This is a genomic window from Roseovarius gahaiensis (genome assembly GCF_011601345.1).
GTDB classification, from domain to species: Bacteria; Pseudomonadota; Alphaproteobacteria; order Rhodobacterales; family Rhodobacteraceae; genus Roseovarius; species Roseovarius gahaiensis.
Window position 1 is genome coordinate 66857 of the sequence record NZ_JAAORB010000009.1, and the last position, 19058, is coordinate 85914.

Genomic DNA, 19058 nt, shown 5'->3' on the forward strand with positions numbered 1-19058 from the left:
ATGGAAATCGTCGTTGCAAGCTCGGTCGGTGTGCTGACTGCGGGCGGGGTCTACCTGATCCTGCGTCTGCGCGCCTTTCCGGTCATCCTTGGCCTTGCGCTGCTGTCTTACGCGGTGAACGTGTTCCTATTTGCCACCGGGCGGCTGGCCATCAACGCGCCGCCTGTCTTACAGCTCTATAGCGAGGCCACCTACTCAGACCCACTGCCACAGGCGCTGGTGCTGACCGCGATTGTCATTTCCTTCGGGATGACCGCCGTTCTGGTGATGGTCGCGCTTGGGGCCTACTTGGAAGCGGACCATGACGAGATCAACATGGACAGCCCAAACACGGATGAGGACATGAGCAACAAGGAAACCGGAGCATGAGTCATTGGATCATCGCGCCGGTTATCCTTCCGGCCCTGCTTGCCCCGATCATCGCCTTTGTCATGCGCCACGACATTTCTTTGGCGCGCGCGGCCTCGTTCGCGGGCACCATCGCACTGGCGGCCATTACTGTTGGGCTGGTGATCATGTCTGCCGATGGCAGCACGCATGTTTACACTCTAGGCAACTGGCCCGCGCCCTTTGGTATCGTTCTGGTGCTGGATCGGCTTTCGGCCGTTATGCTGCTGCTGACCGCCGCCTTGGCGCTGATCGTGCTGCTGCATGCCACCGCCACCGGCTGGGACAATCGCGGGCGCCATTTTCATGCGCTGTTTCAATTCCAGTTGATGGGCATCTGCGGCGCCTTCCTGACCGGCGACGCCTTCAACCTGTTCGTGTTCTTCGAGGTTCTGCTGATCGCATCCTACGGGCTGATGATCCATGGCGGCGGGCGTGTGCGCCTGCAAGCCGGGTTGCAATACGTGGTGATGAACCTTGCCGGCTCCACCCTGTTCCTGTTCGCCCTTGGCACGCTTTATGCCTCAACCGGCACGCTCAATATCGCCGATCTGGCGCTGAAAGTGCGCGAATTGCCGGTCGAGGATGCCGCCCTGATCCGCGTTGCCGCGATCCTGCTGATGGTCGTGTTCGCCATTAAGGCTGCGCTTTTCCCGGTGCAGTTCTGGCTGCCCGCCACCTACTCGAACGCGCCTGCGCCGGTGGCCGCGCTGTTTGCCATCATGACCAAGGTGGGCGCATATGCCATCATCCGCATTCACGCAGCTGTTTTTGGCCCCGACGTGGCTGTGCTAGACGGGCTGATCGGAGATTGGCTGATGCCTGCCGCGCTGGTCACGCTGGCGATTGGCGCGATTGGGGTGCTGGGGTCACAGCGCCTGATGCCGCTTTTGTCCTTTTCGGTGGTGGCGTCCATGGGCACGATGATGATCGCCGTTGCCGCCTTTACGCCACAAGCCACCACAGCCGCGCTATACTACCTGCTGCATTCCACCTTTTCCGCCGCCGCGCTGTTCTTGCTGGCTGATCTGGTGGTCAGCCGCCGCCCCGGCGGCGACGCCCTGCGCGCCGAGCCGCCCATTGTGCAAAACGGCCTGTTTGCCGCGTTGTTTTTCGCCGGGGCGATCGGCATGGCCGGGATGCCCCCGCTCAGCGGGTTTCTGGGCAAGTTGCTGATCCTTGATGCCATGGCCGACACGCCGCATATGGTGCTGTCTTGGGTGGCGATCCTGCTGGGCTCGCTGTTGATCATCCTTGGCTTTGCACGGGCGGGCAGCCTTTTGTTCTGGAAATCCACCGCCATGGCCCCCAACCTACAGGCCACCCCCGAAGCGACGCCGCTAACACCCGACAGCCCGGCCCCTGCGCGCGCGCTGGAGGTCGCTCCGACCATGGCGGCGCTGGCCGCGCTGGCGCTGTTGTCGGTCTTTGCCGGGCCGGTCACCGAGTATCTGTCGGCGGCCTCCCATCAACTGTTTGACGGCAGCGATTACGTCAACGCCGTGCTGAACCTGGGCGAGGAGGGATAAGCCAATGTTCAAACGCCTTTTCCCTCACCCCTTGCTTAGCATCGTTTTGGCACTGGTCTGGCTGGCGCTGGTCAACAAGGTCACCACCGGCAATGTCGTGCTCGGTGCGATCCTTGGTGTCGTCGTGCCTATGCTGACCGGCCCCTATTGGCCCCGTCGGGCCAAAATGAGCAACCCACTTAGGGTCATTGAATATGTCCTTGTGGTGCTGTGGGATATCGTCGTGGCCAATGTTCAGGTGGCAATGATCATCATGTTCAAACGCAATGAAAACATCCGCTCTCACTGGATCACAGTTCCGCTTGAGCTGACCTCTCCCGAGGCGATCACCGTGCTGGCCGGCACCATCACCATGACGCCGGGCACGGTTTCGACGATGCTGGCAGCCGACGGCGGCAGCATCCTTGTGCATTGCCTGCATACCGACGACCCCGAAGAGGTGCGCGACACGATCAAAAGCCGCTACGAGTGGCGCCTGAAGGAGATTTTCCAATGATCACCACTGCCCTGATCTTTGCCTTCGGCTGTTTCGGGCTGGGGCTTTTGTTCAACCTCTGGCGCATCGCGATCGGACCGGACAGCGCCGACCGCATTCTTGCGCTGGACACCATGGTGATCAATATCATCGCCCTGCTGATCCTTTATGGCATCTGGCAAGGCACGGCTGTGTATTATGAGGCGTCGATGCTGGTGGCGATGGTCGGCTTTGTCTCAACCGTCGCCTATTGCCGCTTCGTGCTGCGCGGCGATATCATCGAATAACGAAAGGACAGGACATGGAATTTGCAATCGAGGCCCTGATTTCCTTTTTCTTGGTCGTCGCGGGCGTGTTCGGGCTGGTCGGCTCGTTCGGGATGATCAAGCTGACAGACACGTTGCAACGCCTACATGCCCCAACCAAGGCCACCACGCTTGGCGTTGGTGGTGTGCTGATTGCCTCGATGCTGTATTTCCTGCTGATCAAGGGCGGCCTGTCGTTTCACGAGTTGATGATCACGCTGTTCTTGTTCCTGACTGCGCCCATCACCGCGAATTTCATCGCCAAGACGTTCATTCAGGGCAACCTGCGCGCGCGGGATCTGCCCGACAGCCAAGGCGCCTACGGCTGGTCGGTCTATGACGACCCCCCCAAACGCACCGACGACAACGAGGACTGAATACTGCAAGGGCCGGGCAACCGGCCTTTTTTTCATGGCCCGTCACGTTGCTTCGCGCATATCATTCAGAAAAATCCTGCCTTCCCCAGTGCAAAACTCGGGGACCGATCTGGTGCGGTCGGCGAGACTCGAACTCGCACGGGTGTTACCCCACAGCGACCTCAACGCTGCGCGTCTACCAATTCCGCCACGACCGCACGTGATCAGGTAGGTGCAGGGCGTATACGCAATCGTTGCGCCGATGTGAAGAGGCAAAAATCAGGCTTTTGACAATTCCCATCCAGCCTGCCATGAGACACCGTAACCCCAGCAGAAAACGGCCCTTCGCATGGTTGAATGGATCACCTCTTCCGGTCTGACGGATTACGCCACCGCCGTGCGCGAGATGGAAACGCGCGCCGAGGCAATTGCCAGCGGCACCGCGGATGAGGCGATCTGGCTGCTGGAGCATCCTGCGCTTTATACCGCTGGCACCTCGGCCAATCCCAAAGATCTGACCGACCCTGACCGGTTTCCCGTCTACCCCACGAAACGCGGCGGGCAGTATACCTATCACGGCCCCGGCCAGCGGGTGATCTATGTGATGCTTAACCTCAACAAACGCGGCCGCGACGTGCGCGCCTTTGTCAAACAGCTTGAGACATGGGTGATCGCAACGCTGGACGAGTTCAACGTCACCGGGGAAATCCGTGACGGGCGCGTCGGGGTCTGGGTGGTGCGCGACGACAAACCGCTGACCGCCACAGGCGCCAAACCCGAAGACAAGATCGCCGCCATCGGCATCCGCCTGCGCAAATGGGTCAGCTTTCATGGCATTTCCATCAACGTCGAACCCGATCTGGATCATTTTACCGGCATCGTACCCTGCGGCATCGCCGACCACGGGGTGACCAGCCTTGTCGATCTGGGCTTGCCGGTCACCATGGATGATCTTGATGTCGCGCTAAAGCGGCGCTTTGCAGAGGTGTTTGGAACAGGCGGCTAACGTCGTCCACTTATCAAGCGGTGAAACCACCGCCACATCGCTCAAAGCACGTTTAGGATGCGCCCGGTTCAACAACGCCGGCCTCGGTCACGATCATGTCCAACGGCTGATCGGTGGGTTCCAACGGCAGCGCCTCGGCCTCCTGCGCGGCATAGGCGAAGCCGATGGCAAGCGTCGGGCGCTTGGCGCGCAGCACCTCCAGCGTGCGGTCATAAAAACCGCCACCATAGCCCAACCGCCCACCACGCTGATCAAACGCCACCAGCGGCACGATCAAAATCTCGGGTTCGATGAAATCGTCCACTTCGGGAATCATCGCGCCGAACGGCCCCTCCTTCAACGCGCAGCCCGGCGTCCAGCGCGAGAACTTCAACGGCAGCCCAAGCCGCTGGATCACCGGCACACAGACCGGGCCATGCGCGGCGGCCTCTTCCATCGCGGGCAGCGGGTCGATCTCGGTTCGGATCGCCATGTAGCCCGACAGCGGCACGCCCCGGTGCCCTGCCAGAACCTGCGAAAGATGCGCCGCCTCTGCCGGTCCTGCTGTGGCATGCGCGGCTTTGCGCCGGGCAAAGGCCGCCTTGCGCGCCTCGGCCTTCACCTGTGTCAAATCCGTCATAGCAAAACCGCCGCAGCCAGCCCCAGAAACGCGAAAAAGCCCACAACATCGGTCACGGTGGTCACAAACGCCCCCGAGGCCAAGGCCGGGTCAATCCCGATCCTATCCAATATGACCGGGATTACCGTTCCGGCCAGCCCCGCGACGACCAGATTGATCACCATAGCGGCACCAATCACATAGCCCAGTTCCGGCCCGCCGAACCACATCACGCCCACAAGGCCCATCACCACGGCAAAGATCACGCCATTCACCAGCCCCACCAAAACCTCGCGCCGGATAAACCGCCACACGTTCGATCCGGTCAGGTCTTTGGTGGCAATCGCGCGCACCGCCACGGTTAGGCTTTGGGTGCCGGCGTTGCCGCCCATCGACGCCACGATCGGCATCAGCACGGCCAGCGCCACCAACTGCGTGATCGCAGCTTCGAACTGCGCAATCACCAAGGAGGCCAGAATCGCCGTGACAAGGTTAACCGCTAGCCACGGAAGCCGCTGCCGCGTGGTGTCGATCACCCGGTCGCTCAGACTGCCTTCACCCACACCGGCAAGGCGCAGAATGTCTTCCTCGTGTTCTTCATCCAGAACGGCCATGGCGTCATCAATCGTGATCACCCCCACAAGCCGCTCGTTTTCGTCCACCACCGGGGCGGAAATCAAGTGATACTGGTTGAACGCATAGGCCACATCCTCTTCGTCCTGCGCGACGGGAAAGACATGAAACGTCTCTTCTACCAGATCGCTCAGCAACACCTCGCGGCGTGCGGCCATCAACTTGCCCAAGGTGATATTGCCCACCGGGCGCAGCTTGGGATCGACCAGAATGATGTGATAGAATTGCTCGGGCAGATCCTCTTGGTTGCGCAGGAAATCAATTGCCTCGCCCACGTTCCAATGCTCGGGCGCCATCACCACTTCGCGCTGCATCAGGCGGCCGGCAGAATACTCGGGATAGGTCAGCGATTGCTGAACGGCAATCCGATCCCCGGCCTCCAGCGCACTCAGAATCGCCTCTTGCTCGTGGTCCTCCAGATCCTCGACCAGATCGACCACGTCGTCCGAATCCAGATCGCGCACCGCACCGGCCAGCACATCGGGCGGCAACAGCCCAATCACCTCTTGCCGCAAGGCCTCATCCAGCTCGGACAGGATGTCCCCGTCGAATTCGCTGCTATACAGCTCGATCAACCGGCGCCGATCAAAAGCGTTGATCTGCTCCAGCAGGTCGGCAATGTCGGCGACGTGCAACTCGGACAGCTCGCGCAGCAATTGCGCCTGATCCGCGACATCAACGGCATAGATGATCCGCGCCACCGCCTGACGGTTCAGCGCATAGACATCTTCCTCGCGCTCAAGCTCGGGCTCTGCCTGATCGTTTTCTTCAGCCATGGACCCCTCCGCCGTTTACCTGCCACCCGACAGGAGTAATCAAGCCTGCCTTGCTTGACAATCTATTTGCCCGATTTACCCCACGCTGCATGCCGTCTATCGTCGGCTGTCCGATAACCGCCCTCGCAGCAATCCTCGCACCCATTCGCAGGCCCGCCATGAGACATGACGATACAATCCTGACCGGCACGGTTCTGGCCTTCACCGGGTCGCCATTCAACGACACGCCCGACGCCGCAGCACAAGTGCACGAGGCCGTCTTGATCCGCGCCGGTCGCATTCACGCCATCGGCCCGCTCGACAGCCTGACCGCGCAGACCCCGAATGCCGCGATCACACGCCATGACGGCTGCCTGATCTCGGCAGGCTTCATCGACGCACATGCGCATTACCCGCAAACCGCCATCATCGCCAGCTGGGGCAAACGCCTGATTGATTGGTTGAACGGATATACCTTCCCCGAGGAAATGCGCTTTGACAATCCCGCCTATGCATCCGACATCGCCAACCGCTACCTTGACCTGACCCTGTCCAACGGCACCACAACGGTCGCCAGTTTCTGCACCTCGCATCCACAAAGCGTCACGGCATTCTTCGACGCCGCACAGGCCCGGGGCCTAAGGGCCTGCGCGGGCAAAACCTGCATGGATCGCAACGCACCACCAGCCCTGTGCGACACGGCGCAAAGCGCCTATGACGACAGCGCCGCATTGATCGCCCGCTGGCACGGCGTGGATCGGCTGCACTATGTGATCACACCGCGCTTCGCGCCCACCTCAACGCCCGAGCAGCTCATCGCGCTTGGCGCACTTTGGGCAGAACACCCCACCTGCCTGATGCAAACCCATCTCAGCGAACAGATCGAGGAAATGGCTTGGGTTCAACAGCTTTTCCCCAAGGCGCGGGACTATCTGGACGTCTACGAGGCCCACGGCCTTCTGGGCGCGCGCGGCCTTTACGGCCACGCCATCCATCTCACCCCACGCGAAACCGCCCGCCTAGCAGATATCGGCGCCGCGCTGATCCATTGCCCAACCTCGAACACGTTCATCGGCTCGGGCCTGTTCGACATGGGCCAACACGTCGCTAAAAACCAGACTGTCGGTCTGGCCACCGATACCGGCGGCGGTTCAAGTTTTTCGATGTTGCGCAGCATGGCCGCGGCCTATGAAATCGGCCAGTTGACCGGCACCGCGTTACATCCGGCACAGCTGATCTGGCTGGCCACTGCCGGGTCGGCGCAGGCGCTCCATTTGCAAGACCACATCGGCACCATCGCCCCGGGCAAAGAGGCCGATCTGGTGGTGCTCGACCTTACCTCGACCCCCGCGATCTCGCAACGCCACGCCCGCGCCAATGACGTCTGGGAGGCGCTATTTCCCACGATCATGATGGGCGATGATCGGGCGGTGCGACAGGTTTATATCGCAGGCCAGCCAACCTTCTGATCACCCACCGCTTCATTGTTCCAAAAATACTCAAAACACGCGGACAGCCCTAGGCACCATTCCCAGTCGGTCTCGCAGGTCAGCAGCCAGATGCACCCAAAACCATCACCCACAGATCACCGGGGCCACGCACCAAACCAAAATCGCGTGCCTGTTTGGCCAGCATGTTGCGCCGATGGCCCTCGGAGGTCATCCACCCCTTCAGAACCGCGTCCAAGCTGCCCTGCCCTTTGGCGATGTTCTAGGCAACAAAACAAAACCCGTAGCCCTGCCGACGCACTCTTTGACCCACGCTGCTGCCATTCGATCCAACATGGCTGAACCGTCCAGTCTGTGCCAAATCGCGGGCATGCGCCACTGCCGCATCGGTCAGCGCAGGCGACAGGGCCAAGTCCACGCGACCGGCCTGCGCACGCGCATCATTTACCCAAGTCCGCGCCTCTGTGCTGACATCCTGTATGTTTTGGGCGTGCAATGGGCCGGACACCGTCAAACAGACCAGCGGTATCAGCAAAAATCGGGTCACATGTCGCTGGCCATTGCGAGGCCGTCCATAAGGACGGACGAGCGCGCGGCACATCCGCTTAAACATCGGCCAACAGCTTCAGTGCAGCGGCATGTTGCACACGGTCCGCCGCCGCCAGAACGCGGCCCCCCTCATCGGCCGGGCCACCTTGCCAATTCGTCACAATGCCGCCCGCCGCCTCGATCACCGCGATCGGGGCCTGAATATCATAGGCCTGCAACCCGGCTTCGATCACCAGGTCGATCTGCCCTGCCGCCAAAAGTGCATAGGCATAGCAATCCATACCATAGCGCACCAATTGCACAGCTTGGGCCACACGGCGGAATGCTGCGGCTTCCTCAGACGAGCCAATTTCAGGAAAGGTGCTGAACAGGATCGCATCCGCCAACAGTCGCGGCCCACGCACGGCCAAAGGACGTGCGCCCTGCGGCCCGGTCATCTGCGACAAGCCGAACCCGCCTTCGAAGCGTTCACCGATATAAGGCTGGTCAATCAGCCCAAAAAGCGGCCCGGACTGATCCCGCACAGACACAAGAACGCCCCAAGTTGGCGTGCCCGACAAAAACGCGCGCGTGCCATCCACCGGGTCAATCACCCAAGTCAGGCCGCTTGTGCCCGCAACTTCGCCGAATTCCTCGCCCAAAACGGCGTCGTCGGGGCGGTGCGCCCGCAGCACCTCGATCATCGCGCGTTCGGCGGCCTTGTCCGCCGCCGTCACCGGGTCGAACCCACTGACAGATTTGTTCTCAGCGCTCAGATCCAGTGTGCGAAAATACGGAAGTACCACGGCCCGCGCGGCGTCTGCCATGGCGTGAGCCGTTGCTATGATCGCGTCATTGTGCATCCACCGACCTGCCTTCCCATGTCACTTGTTGTGCCATGGGTAGACCGGCCTTGCGGCAATCTCAAGCCACGTCGCTTAGAACGCGGGCCAGATCAAACAGGCGACGGCGCTGGTTTTCGGGAATCGCATAATACGACCGCACCAGATCGAGGGCTTCCTTGTCGCCCAGCAGATCGGAAGGCAGGCCCTCGGACGCGCTGCTTGTCGCGCTGTCGTTGTCGAGCCCTTCAAAGAAAAAGCTAACCTCAACCGAAAGCGCATCCGCGATATCCCAAAGGCGCGACGCGCTGACGCGGTTGGCGCCGGTTTCGTATTTCTGGATTTGCTGGAACTTGATTCCGACACGCTCAGCCAATTGTTGTTGCGTCATTCCAACCAACCAGCGGCGATGACGGATACGTTTCCCAACATGCACATCAACGGGGTGCGACATGATTTTTCCTTTTCTGCAATTGTCGGACCGCAGCAACGTCATGCTGCCTGACAGAATGCTTGATGTTATCTTGCAACCGCCACGCATCCCAGTAGCAGACGCGTCAGCTTAGCAACTTAGCGTTGAAACACAAGAAGTTTTACTCACGCGTGCAAAACACAAACGAGCCACTCGCGCGTTTGAAACACAAGCGGGTTACACGTTAAAATATGATGCATCATCTATCCTTCAACAATTTTAACGGGAACCTATCCTTTCGTATCGGTTTAGCGAAGACGTCCAACGAATTGACAAGCCATAGACATTTCGAATATCCCTAGTGCTGCTTTGATCGCAGAATACCTGCTCAGCCGAACTGTTATCAGGTGGTTGCATGCGCGCCTATCACGTCCAATCCGCCGGGGCAGACCCCGTTCTTGGCGACCGTCCCGTACCACAGCCCGGCGCGGGGGAGCTGCGCCTGCGCATCGGGGCGTGTGGGCTGAACTTTGCCGATCTTTTGATGACCACAGGCGACTATCAGGACACGCCCGAGGCGCCTTTCACCCTCGGGATGGAGGTGGCAGGCACTGTTGACGCACTTGGCCCCGGCGTCGATGGCCCCGCCATCGGCACCCGCGTCGCCGTGTTCGGCGGGCAAGGCGGGCTGGCCGAGATGGGCTGCTTTCCGGCTCAACGCGCCGTGCGCTTGCCCGACAGCATGAGCGATGTCGACGCCGCCGCCTTTCAAATCGCCTATGGCACCAGCCATGTCGCCCTGTCGCATACGGCGCGGCTGCAACCGGGTGAAACCCTGCTGGTTCTAGGGGCTGCCGGTGGTGTGGGTCTGACCGCCGTGGAAATTGGCAAGCTGATGGGCGCGCGCGTCATCGCCTGCGCCCGTGGCTCGGACAAGCTGGCCGTGGCAAAACAGGCCGGGGCCGATCACGTGATCGACGCCAGAACCGAAGATATCCGCGGCGTCTGCAAATCGCTTGGCGGGGTTGATGTAGTGTATGACCCCGTTGGCGGTGAACAGTTTGATGCCGCCTTTCGCGCCACCAACCCCGAGGGTCGCCTGCTGACCATCGGCTTTGCCAGCGGCACCGTTCCACAGATCAAGGCCAACCACCTTCTGGTCAAAAACCTCAGCGTGATGGGTCTGTATTGGGGAGGGCTGCTCAAAGTCCGCCCCTCGGTCGTGACCGACAGCCTTGCCACGTTGATGGACTGGTATGTCGCGGGCAAGATCAAACCGCATGTCAGCCACGTGCTGCCGCTGGATCAGGCCGCCGATGCGCTGGATCTTCTGCGCAACCGGAAATCCACCGGCAAGGTCGTGGTCACCCCGTGAAGCAGCGCGCGGCCCGACTCAGAGCGCCGCAAAGCCCTGCCGCAACATACCGGCCAAATCGGCCATGACTTCGCGTTCGCCGCCCGGTGCGCAATACATGTTGATCTTTTGCGTGCCCAGTTCCGGTAGCGCGCCGCCCGGCTCGATCTCTTCCAGATAGGGGGGCGCGTGGCCTTCCAACATCGATGTCACCGCCAGATCGGCACTGACCGTCGCCTCGACCGTGCGGTCCGATTCGGTATCCACCACCATTTCCCAATCCAGCCCCATCGCCTCCAGCCGGGCCTGATCGCCCTTGCGAAACGCGCAAGACCGGCAATAGGCCAAACGCAAAGGCCGCTGTCGCCACGCGTTGCCGCCCGGTGCCCCGATCCAACGCAGCGGCACCTCGGTCAGGGTTTCACCACCAGCGCCCACGCCGCTTTCAGTGGTCAGCATCATATCCAACTCACCCTTGGCGAACCCGTCCTGCAATCGCGCAGTGAAGGACGAAATCAACTGTATCTGCATACGCGGAAAGGCCGTGTGAAATTGCTGCATGATCTTGGGAATCACCGGGTATACAATATCCACCGGCACACCCAAGGTCACCGCCCCTTCGAACACGTCTTCGGTCAGGCGGCCGACAGCTTCATCGTTCAATTCCAGCATTCGGCGGGCATAGCCCAACAACTGCTCGCCCGAGGCCGTCAGAGTGACCCTCCGGTTGCTGCGATCAAACAGCGACAGGCCCAGCATGTCTTCAAGCCGTTTGATCTGCATCGACACCGCCGATTGCGTCAGGTGAAGCATACCTGCCGCACGCGTTACCCCACCAGTATCGGCCACGGCCACAAATGATCGCAGCGTCGTTGTATCGAGATTCCGCATACATCACCTATATTGATACTTACCCCAACAAACATTCACTTTTCGAATGCACATTGTTCCGGCATATGTATCACCGTTGAAAATATTAGTTACTCGATTCATCACAACTGCGAAAGGTCAAACGATGACCCACTTGTCCGATAGCACACATATCATAAGCGCACGCCGCACCGCGCCCCTGTTGATCCTGCGCAGGATGCTCGAGCTACAGCGTCAACGTCGCGCATTATCGCGCCTGAATGACCGCGCTTTGCAGGATATCGGCCTGACCCGCAGCATGGCAGACGCCGAAGCCCGCCGCCCTTTGTGGGACATTCCTGCCGCAAGCCTTGGCGCGCGGTCGTAAAAGGTGCGCTCAAGCCGCATGTTTTAGGTCGGTAGTGCTTGAAAACAGGCCAAACCTGACCGATATTGTTTAGCAAAGCCCATGGTGGGTTTGGTCTGACACTTTATCGGAGGCTTTAATGGCTCAGTTTGATACAATCCGGACGGCGGCCGGCGCCCGTTCCGCCCAGATTGATGCGGGTCTGCGCGCCCACATGAACAAAGTCTATGGCACCATGTCGATCGGCATGCTGCTGACCTTTGCAGCGGCATGGGCCGTTGGGAACAATGCAACCATGATGAATGCGCTGTTCACCGGCTTTACCCGCTACATCGTCATGTTCGCCCCGCTTCTCATGGTCTTTGCTTTTGGCGCGGTGATCAACAAATTGTCGGCCGCAGCGGCGCAACTGTTTTTCTATGCCTTCGCCGCCGTGATGGGGGTGTCGATCAGCTATATCTTCGTGGTCTTCACCGATTTCTCCATCGCGCAGGTCTTTTTGACCACGGCAATTGCCTTTGCGGGCCTGTCTCTGTGGGGTTACACCACCAAGAAAGACATCTCGGGCTGGGGTAGCTTCCTGATCATGGGTGTGATCGGCCTAATCGTGGCGTCGATCATCAACATCTTCTTGGGGTCGCCCGCGATCATGTTCGCGATTTCGATCATCGGCGTGCTGATCTTTGCCGGTCTGACCGCCTATGACACGCAGGACATCAAGAACGAATATCTGGCCCACGCGCATCACGGCGACAGCGAGTGGATGGGCAAGTCGGCGATCATGGGCGCGCTGCGCCTGTATCTGGACTTCATCAACATGTTCATGATGCTTTTGAACCTGCTGGGCCAGCGCGAGTAAGCCCTGCGTCATATCCAACGCCAAAGGGCCGGTCATTGCGACCGGCCCTTTTCTTTTGGCCCTTGGTCCGGCTGTATCGTGCTTTGTAGCGCCTCTGCATCGGCAACGGGCCCCTTCCGCCCAGATCAGGCGGGGAAGCCCACAGCGCCTGCTCTGCTGCGCAGCAGCAAGCGATCATGGCCCGCACAACAACCCGCGTATCGGTCAAATACTTTGGGAGTTTATCGCGGGCCGCAGGCCGTGACGGACATGTCCCGCCGCCCGTTTGCCCTACCCCGAGAATCAAGAAAGCCGCGCATCGTCTGCACGGCTTTCACATTGTCAGTCATGAAGGCGATCTTACTTGATCTTGCCTTCTTTGTACTCGACATGCTTGCGCACCACCGGGTCGTATTTACGTACGACCATCTTTTCGGTCATGGTGCGTGCATTTTTCTTGGTCACGTAGAAATGGCCCGTGCCCGCGGTCGAGTTCAGACGGATCTTGATGGTCGTCGGCTTCGCCATTTTATTGTCTCCTGCACCGGACGCGCAGCGCGCCCGTGAAATTCGTATGAAGCCCGCCTTGTAACGGCGCGGGCGGTCAAGTCAACCGGTTTTTGCGCTGCTTGAGGCGCTGACGGCCTTAGTTTGACGAAACGCGGGTCGGCATCTTGTAGAAATGGTGCACGCCAATGCTGGTTGTCCGTGGAAAGACGCGCGCCCAACGCGGGTTTACCGCGCGGGTGTGGTAATGCGTGGCACCCGCTGTCAGATTGCGCGGCGCGCCGTCGACCATCAGCTTGGCGACCTTGCCCACCTGCTCGAATGCGCGGGGTTCATTGACCACCTCGGGATGTCCATCACAGGTATACGTGAATTGGCAGGCGTATTTACGGCCCGTGCCTTGGTTGATCACACCACAAACAGAATCGGGAAACTCGGCGCTTTCCACACGGTTCATGATCACCTCGGCCACCGCAAACTGACCCTTCACGCCTTCGCCGCGGGCCTCGAAATACAGCGCCTCGGCCAGACACTGCCATTGCGCACCGCCTTTTTCAAATGCAAGACCTTGCAGCCAGTCGCGCGAATAGCGCAAATCCGCCTCGGGACGCGCGGTGTAACCGGCCAAGCGCGTCTGCGACATTTGCTTCAGCGCGCGCGCCTCTTGATCGAACAGCCGCTTCACGGGCGTATCCGCCGCCGCCATTCCCCCAAAGAACATCATCGCAATGACAGTCAGTCTCAACATTGGATCTCTCCTTTCACGGGCCGAAGGGGCCCCGGATTGATCCCGGTCACATAGTCAAAAGAACGCCATGCGTCCAGTCCGCGACATGGCCGGCCTAAATACGACGGAATTTTCGACCACCTACGGCTCGATCGCTTGCCCGATGTTGCGCAAGTGGTGCGGCAATCTACTCGATTTTGTCTTTCACCGCCAACTGTGCGGCAGCAAGTCGCGCCACCGGAACCCGGAACGGAGAGCAGGAAACGTAATCAAACCCGGCATCGCGGCAGAACGCAATTGATTCGGGGTTGCCGCCATGCTCGCCACAAATCGACAAAACCAGATCGGGCGACGCGTCGCGGCCCCGCTCGGCGCCGATGCGCAGCAACTCTCCGACGCCATCCACATCCAGCGTGTGAAACGGATCTTCTGGGTAGACGCCCTGCTGCACATAGGCCGACATGAACCGCCCCGCGTCATCCCGGCTCAGACCATAGGTCATTTGCGTCAGGTCGTTTGTGCCGAAACTCAAAAACGCCACATGCGGCGCGATCTCGTTGGCGCGCAGCGCCGCGCGCGGCGTTTCCACCATCACCCCCAGACGATAGGTGAAATCCTGCCCCGTTTCATTGCGCACAGCCGCAGCCACCGCATCAACGCGGGTCTTGACCAGCTCAACCTCGCGGCAGGCCGAGACCAGCGGGATCATGATCTCGGGCACCACCGGCGCACCTTCGCGGCTGGCTTCGATCGTGGCCTCGAAGATCGCCCGCGCCTGCATTTCGTAGATTTCCGGCACGGTGATGCCCAACCGCACACCGCGCATGCCCAGCATCGGGTTGTATTCGCCCAAGGCCTCCACGCGCCGCGTCACATCCGACAGTGGCAGATCCAACGCCTCGGCCAGCTCGCGCATCCCCGACCGGTCCGAAGGCAGGAATTCGTGTAACGGCGGATCGAACAAGCGGATGCACACCGGCTGACCCTGCATGATACGGAACAGATCAATGAAATCGGCCCGCTGCATCGGCAACAACCGCTCAAGAACGGCGGCACGGTCTTCGCTGGAATCGGCAAAGATCATTTCGCGCATCACGGTCAGGCGGTCGGCCTCAAAAAACATATGCTCGGTCCGGCACAGGCCAATGCCCTGTGCACGGAAATTGCGCGCCACCTCGGCGTCGGCAGGCGTATCGGCATTTGCGCGCACTGCGATATCGCGCACATCGTCGGCCCACGCCATCAATGTCTGGAACGATTCGTCGCGCGCCGCTTCAAGCAACGGGGCGTCGCCCGCCAACACTTCGCCATTGCTGCCGTCGATGGTGATCACGTCGCCTTTTTTCAGAACCCGGCCATCTGGCATCGTCAACTGCTTGCGCACCGCATCAAACGCGATGTCCGAGGCCCCGACGACGCAGGGCAGACCAATGCCGCGCCCGATCACGGCGGCATGGCTGGTCATGCCGCCACGTTCCGTCAGCACTGCCACCGCCGCATGCATGCCACGAATATCTTCGGGGCTGGTTTCACGACGGACCAGAACACAAGCCTCGTCGCGGGCGGCGCTCGCTTGCGCCGCTTCGGCGGTAAACACGATTTTGCCGCTGGCCGCACCGGGGCTGGCGGCCACACCACGCGCCAGCACATCGCGCGGCGCCTCTGGGTCAACTTGCCGGTGGAGCAATTCATTCAAGGCGCGCGGTTCGATCCGCATCAAGGCCTCTTCGCGCGCGATGATGCCATCCTCGGCCAAGGCCACGGCAATCGCGACCGCCGCCCGTGCGTTGCGCGCCACGCGCACCCCGTCCAGCACGTAAACCGCGCCATCCTCGATGGTGAACTCAACCTGCATTTCCTCGCGCAGCTTGCAGCGCATTAACGCCGTGTACTCTTTCAGCGCCTTGAAGGCCTCGGGCGCCAATTCTTCCAAGGACGGGCCGCGCGGATCACGCTCCAGATACAGCGCATCCGATCCACCGTGCAGCGCCTCGCGGCCTTGGCTTTGGCTTAGGTAGCGGCCAGTGATTTGGCGCGCGCCGGTCACACTGTCGACCAGTTGGATCACACCCGACCCGCTTTCGCCCTGCCCCAACCCAAAGGCCATTTCCTGCACCACAAGGCCCAAACCGGCATCCGCAGGTGCACCCTTGGCCTGTCGCAGCAGCCGCGCCGTCGTGCCTTCCCATGCCCGCGCCATCGAACGCAGCACCTCGGCCAATTGCACAGCCGTGTCTTGCGGGAAATCCTCTTCGGTTTCGGCCTCATACGCGCGCAGCGCCTGCCCCAACCCTTCAACCGGATCATTCGACACATCGTCAAACATATCCGGATCCAGACGTTGGACATGGGTGGCGTAGGCCTGAACAAAGCGCAGATACAATTCCGACGCGGCGTCTTTGCCCAAACGGTCGCTTAGCTCGATAAACTTGGCATCGTTCATCCCGATATTCAGAACAGCCCCCGGCCCCCCCCAATCGGGGTCTTCCGACGAGGGGCGAACACAGAGTAGCGCATCCTCGGCAAACGGTGCTGTCAATTCGGCCATATCGGGCGCGTCGCCGGACGCGATGGCATGGACCGCATCGAACGACAGCGCCAACGTGCGCGGCACGGGCAAATCGAGCCGCACCAAGCGTTGCAAGCACTTGGCGCGCCCGCCATGGGTTTGCGCGGCCATGGGGGCGGTCGCTGTGATCAGGGTGATATCGGAATCGTTATGCTGCACTGCGGCACCTTCTTGCTGCGTGGCCGAAGAATACGCGTCGTTTGGACTATGGCAAGGAAAAGCCGGTCATCGCTGTTCCTGTGCCACGCGAAAGGCTTGGCTAGATGCGCCCATGATGGACACATCCGCGTGCCACGCAGTGCGATTTGCGGCGCCTTATCCTTCCAATTTGGTCAAATCCGCCGCCTGAAGGCAGATGTCACGTATTTTACCAAGAAGGTTCAACCGGTTTCGGCGCACCACCTGATTGTCGGTGTTGACCTGAACCGCCTCGAAAAACGCATCAACCGCCGGCCGCATCGCAGCCATCGCCGCCATCGCCCCGGTGAAATCTTCCGCCGCATTGGCCTTGGCGATGTCGGCTTCGGCCTTGTCTAGGGCTGTGAACAGGGCTTTTTCTTCCGGGCCTTCGGCAAATTTCGGATCGGGCCCGAACGAATATTCAACGCCGTCGCGCTCTTCCGCTTGGGTCAGGATATTATTGGCCCGTTTGAAGCCTTGCACAAGGTTTTCGCCATTCTCAGTCGCCAAAATCCCGCTTAGGGCTTTGGCGCGTGCGACGATCAAGGCTAGATCGTCACCGCCATCCAAGGTCAGGCAGGCGTCGATCACGTCATACCGAAGCCCTTGATCCCGCAAGTAAACTTTCAGCCTGTCATGCAGGAAGGCCAGCAAATCCGTGCTGAGATCGGGCACCAGATTACCTACCGTTCGCAGCACACTGCCATCGCCGGTGTCTGGCGCGCCGCCTTTGTGCTGCAAGCGATCCATAACCGCGTGAAACGCAGCACCAAACACGCCATGCTCGGCAATTTCGTCTAGGATCTCTTCCAAAGTGTCAATTTCGCCTTCGGTGGCACGCGCATGATTGAGGCTGATTTTGTGGCGCAACAATTGCGCATCAATGAACCTGTCCAACTTCACGCGATATCCGCCGTCCAGAATGATACGGATCACGCCCAAAGCCGCCCGGCGCAGGGCGAACGGGTCTTTCGAGCCGGTGGGCTTTTCATCAATCGCCCAAAAGCCGGTCAACGTATCCAGCTTGTCCGCCAAGGCCACCGCCACCGAAACTGGCGCGGTCGGCACATCGTCAGACGGGCCAAGCGGCGCGTAATGCTGTTCGCAGGCGGCGGCCACTTCGGCCGGAAGGCCCGCAGCCTCGGCATAATAGCGGCCCATAAGCCCCTGCAATTCCGGGAATTCATAGACCATTTCGGAACTAAGATCGGCCTTGGCCACGCGCGCCGCCTGCTGCGCCAGATCGGGTTGGGCACCCACGTCTGGCGCGATGTCGTTCGCAAGCGCCGAGATGCGTGCAATGCGTGCCGCCTGCGTGCCCAACTGGCGCTCGAAGGTGACGTTTTTCAACTGGTCGATCCAGTCGCCCATACCGTCACGCGCGACCCGCAAATCATTGTTCCAGAAAAACTTTGCATCGGCCAACCGCGCCGAAAGCACCTTTTGGTTGCCCGCCAGAATGGTCGCCCCGTCATCGGCGGTTTCGATATTGGCCACGGTGACAAAAGATTCGATCCGCCCAGTCTTGGGATTGCGAACCGAAAAGAACTTCTGGTGTTCTTTCATCGAAGTTTGCAGCACCTCGGGCGGCAGCTCAAGAAACTCTTGGTCGATCTGGCCCATCAGCACCACGGGCCATTCCACCAGACCGGCGACTTCGGCCAAAAGGCCCTGATCTTCGACAACCTCAAGACCGGCGGCAAAGGCCTGATTGGTGGCGTCCTGCCAGATGTGGTCGGCGCGTTCCTTGGCATCAAGGATCACCTTGGCGCGTTTCAGCTTGGCCTCGTAATCCTCAAACGAGCTCACGGCAAACCACCCCGCGCCCATGAACCGATGGCCTTGGGTGCTGTCGCCTGCCTTGATCCCATCGACATCCATATCGACAACGCGCGCCTCGCCCGCATCGTCGGTCAGGATGCACAGGATCGAATGCAAGGGCCGCACCCAACGCAGGCTGCCGGTGCCCCACCGCATGGATTTGGGCCAAGGGAAGTTGCGGATCGCGCTCTCCAGCACCTCGGCCACGATCACATCTGCCGGGCGGCCCGGCTTGGTGATGGTCGCGAAATAGACCTGACCCTTCTTGTCGTCGCGCGCCTCAAGCGCGTCGCGGCTGACACCGGCCCCGCACAAGAACCCTTCGATCGCCTTTTCGGGCGCATCGACGCGGGGGCCTTTGCGGTCTTCGGTCACAGTGGGGCTTTCGGCCAACAGGCCGTCGATGGCCAATGTCAAACGCCGCGGCGTCGAAAACGCCTGTGCGCCCGCATAGGTCAATCCGGCCTCGACCAGACCATCCGTGACGCGTTTTCGCAGGTCATCGGCGGCACGCGCCTGCATGCGGGCGGGGATTTCCTCGGAAAACAATTCGATCAGAAGATCAGGCATAT

18 protein-coding genes, 1 tRNA gene and 2 pseudogenes are annotated in these 19058 nt (G+C 60.6%); 10 read left to right on the forward strand and 11 right to left on the reverse strand.

Translation table 11 applies throughout. The features are described from left to right. Genes HAT86_RS07210 through HAT86_RS07230 form a run of 5 tightly spaced genes read left to right on the forward strand, consistent with a single transcriptional unit; the run spans position 1 to position 3073 of the window. Positions 1-369, forward strand: a complete 369-nt coding sequence (locus HAT86_RS07210) for a Na+/H+ antiporter subunit C (RefSeq protein ID WP_167195089.1) — start codon at positions 1-3, stop codon at positions 367-369. After that, entirely contained in the window at positions 366-1916 is a 1551-nt protein-coding gene (locus tag HAT86_RS07215) for a monovalent cation/H+ antiporter subunit D (protein ID WP_167195092.1), read from the forward strand. The genes HAT86_RS07210 and HAT86_RS07215 overlap by 4 nt, the downstream gene beginning before the upstream one ends. Before the next feature lie 4 nt (positions 1917-1920). Beyond that, the gene (locus HAT86_RS07220; protein ID WP_167195095.1) at positions 1921-2412 is read left to right on the forward strand and encodes a Na+/H+ antiporter subunit E; all 492 of its coding nucleotides are present in this window, start codon (positions 1921-1923) and stop codon (positions 2410-2412) included. Continuing rightward, positions 2409-2678: a K+/H+ antiporter subunit F gene (locus tag HAT86_RS07225; protein ID WP_167195098.1), complete on the forward strand. Its 270-nt coding sequence runs from the start codon at positions 2409-2411 to the stop codon at positions 2676-2678. Before HAT86_RS07220 ends, HAT86_RS07225 begins: the two co-directional genes overlap by 4 nt. A 14-nt stretch (positions 2679-2692) precedes the next feature. Further along, a complete protein-coding gene (locus tag HAT86_RS07230; protein ID WP_167195101.1) occupies positions 2693-3073 on the forward strand; it encodes a Na+/H+ antiporter subunit G in 381 nt (126 codons plus the stop codon). 110 nt (positions 3074-3183) lie between these two features. On the opposite strand, the gene HAT86_RS07235 is transcribed toward HAT86_RS07230, so the two are convergent. Beyond that, positions 3184-3270 (reverse strand) — tRNA-Leu (locus HAT86_RS07235). Positions 3271-3395: 125 nt separating this feature from the next. Here HAT86_RS07235 and lipB point away from each other — a divergent pair. Continuing rightward, a pseudogene (gene lipB, locus HAT86_RS07240) lies at positions 3396-4058 on the forward strand (lipoyl(octanoyl) transferase LipB); the annotation flags it as partial. A 52-nt stretch (positions 4059-4110) separates the two neighbouring features. Here the strand turns inward: lipB and HAT86_RS07245 are convergent. Continuing rightward, complete coding sequence (locus tag HAT86_RS07245) at positions 4111-4677, reverse strand: 5-formyltetrahydrofolate cyclo-ligase (RefSeq protein WP_167195107.1); 567 nt, start codon at positions 4675-4677, stop codon at positions 4111-4113. After that, complete coding sequence (gene mgtE / locus HAT86_RS07250) at positions 4674-6065, reverse strand: magnesium transporter (RefSeq protein WP_167195110.1); 1392 nt, start codon at positions 6063-6065, stop codon at positions 4674-4676. The genes HAT86_RS07245 and mgtE overlap by 4 nt, the downstream gene beginning before the upstream one ends. 158 nt (positions 6066-6223) lie before the next feature. On the opposite strand from mgtE, the gene guaD reads away from it, so the two are divergent. Further along, on the forward strand, positions 6224-7513 hold the full coding sequence (gene guaD / locus HAT86_RS07255) for a guanine deaminase (protein ID WP_167195113.1): 1290 nt from the start codon (positions 6224-6226) through the stop codon (positions 7511-7513). A gap of 79 nt (positions 7514-7592) precedes the next feature. On the opposite strand, the pseudogene HAT86_RS07260 reads toward guaD, so the two are convergent. The 3 genes and pseudogenes from HAT86_RS07260 to HAT86_RS07270 form a co-directional block, all read right to left on the reverse strand. Continuing rightward, positions 7593-8105 (reverse strand): annotated as a pseudogene (locus tag HAT86_RS07260) (CAP domain-containing protein). After that, positions 8098-8883: an inositol monophosphatase family protein gene (locus HAT86_RS07265; protein ID WP_167195116.1), complete on the reverse strand. Its 786-nt coding sequence runs from the start codon at positions 8881-8883 to the stop codon at positions 8098-8100. The pseudogene HAT86_RS07260 and the gene HAT86_RS07265 overlap by 8 nt, the downstream one beginning before the upstream one ends. Before the next feature lie 61 nt (positions 8884-8944). Beyond that, positions 8945-9316 (reverse strand): helix-turn-helix domain-containing protein, encoded by a 372-nt coding sequence (locus HAT86_RS07270; protein WP_167195119.1) that lies wholly within the window; start codon positions 9314-9316, stop codon positions 8945-8947. A gap of 373 nt (positions 9317-9689) precedes the next feature. Between HAT86_RS07270 and HAT86_RS07275 the strand changes: the two genes are divergently transcribed. Further along, entirely contained in the window at positions 9690-10649 is a 960-nt protein-coding gene (locus tag HAT86_RS07275; RefSeq protein WP_167195122.1) for an NADPH:quinone oxidoreductase family protein, read from the forward strand. Positions 10650-10667: 18 nt separating this feature from the next. On the opposite strand, the gene HAT86_RS07280 is transcribed toward HAT86_RS07275, so the two are convergent. Further along, complete coding sequence (locus HAT86_RS07280) at positions 10668-11519, reverse strand: LysR family transcriptional regulator (RefSeq protein ID WP_167195125.1); 852 nt, start codon at positions 11517-11519, stop codon at positions 10668-10670. A gap of 124 nt (positions 11520-11643) precedes the next feature. Between HAT86_RS07280 and HAT86_RS07285 the strand changes: the two genes are divergently transcribed. Both HAT86_RS07285 and HAT86_RS07290 read left to right on the forward strand, forming a co-directional pair. Then, complete coding sequence (locus HAT86_RS07285; protein WP_167195129.1) at positions 11644-11865, forward strand: DUF1127 domain-containing protein; 222 nt, start codon at positions 11644-11646, stop codon at positions 11863-11865. Positions 11866-11983: 118 nt separating this feature from the next. Beyond that, positions 11984-12703: a Bax inhibitor-1/YccA family protein gene (locus HAT86_RS07290; RefSeq protein WP_167195132.1), complete on the forward strand. Its 720-nt coding sequence runs from the start codon at positions 11984-11986 to the stop codon at positions 12701-12703. Positions 12704-13042: 339 nt separating this feature from the next. Here HAT86_RS07290 and rpmG read toward each other — a convergent pair whose 3' ends face one another. The 4 genes from rpmG to glyS all read right to left on the reverse strand — a co-directional run bounded on the left by rpmG (position 13043) and on the right by glyS (position 19056). After that, on the reverse strand, positions 13043-13210 hold the full coding sequence (gene rpmG, locus HAT86_RS07295) for a 50S ribosomal protein L33 (protein WP_007814563.1): 168 nt from the start codon (positions 13208-13210) through the stop codon (positions 13043-13045). A gap of 118 nt (positions 13211-13328) precedes the next feature. After that, positions 13329-13937 (reverse strand): cell wall hydrolase, encoded by a 609-nt coding sequence (locus tag HAT86_RS07300; protein ID WP_167195136.1) that lies wholly within the window; start codon positions 13935-13937, stop codon positions 13329-13331. Between the two features lie 166 nt (positions 13938-14103). After that, positions 14104-16644: a pyruvate, phosphate dikinase gene (gene ppdK, locus HAT86_RS07305; RefSeq protein ID WP_167195138.1), complete on the reverse strand. Its 2541-nt coding sequence runs from the start codon at positions 16642-16644 to the stop codon at positions 14104-14106. Positions 16645-16800: 156 nt separating this feature from the next. Beyond that, on the reverse strand, positions 16801-19056 hold the full coding sequence (gene glyS, locus HAT86_RS07310) for a glycine--tRNA ligase subunit beta (protein ID WP_167195141.1): 2256 nt from the start codon (positions 19054-19056) through the stop codon (positions 16801-16803). Between the last annotated feature and the right edge of the window lie 2 nt (positions 19057-19058).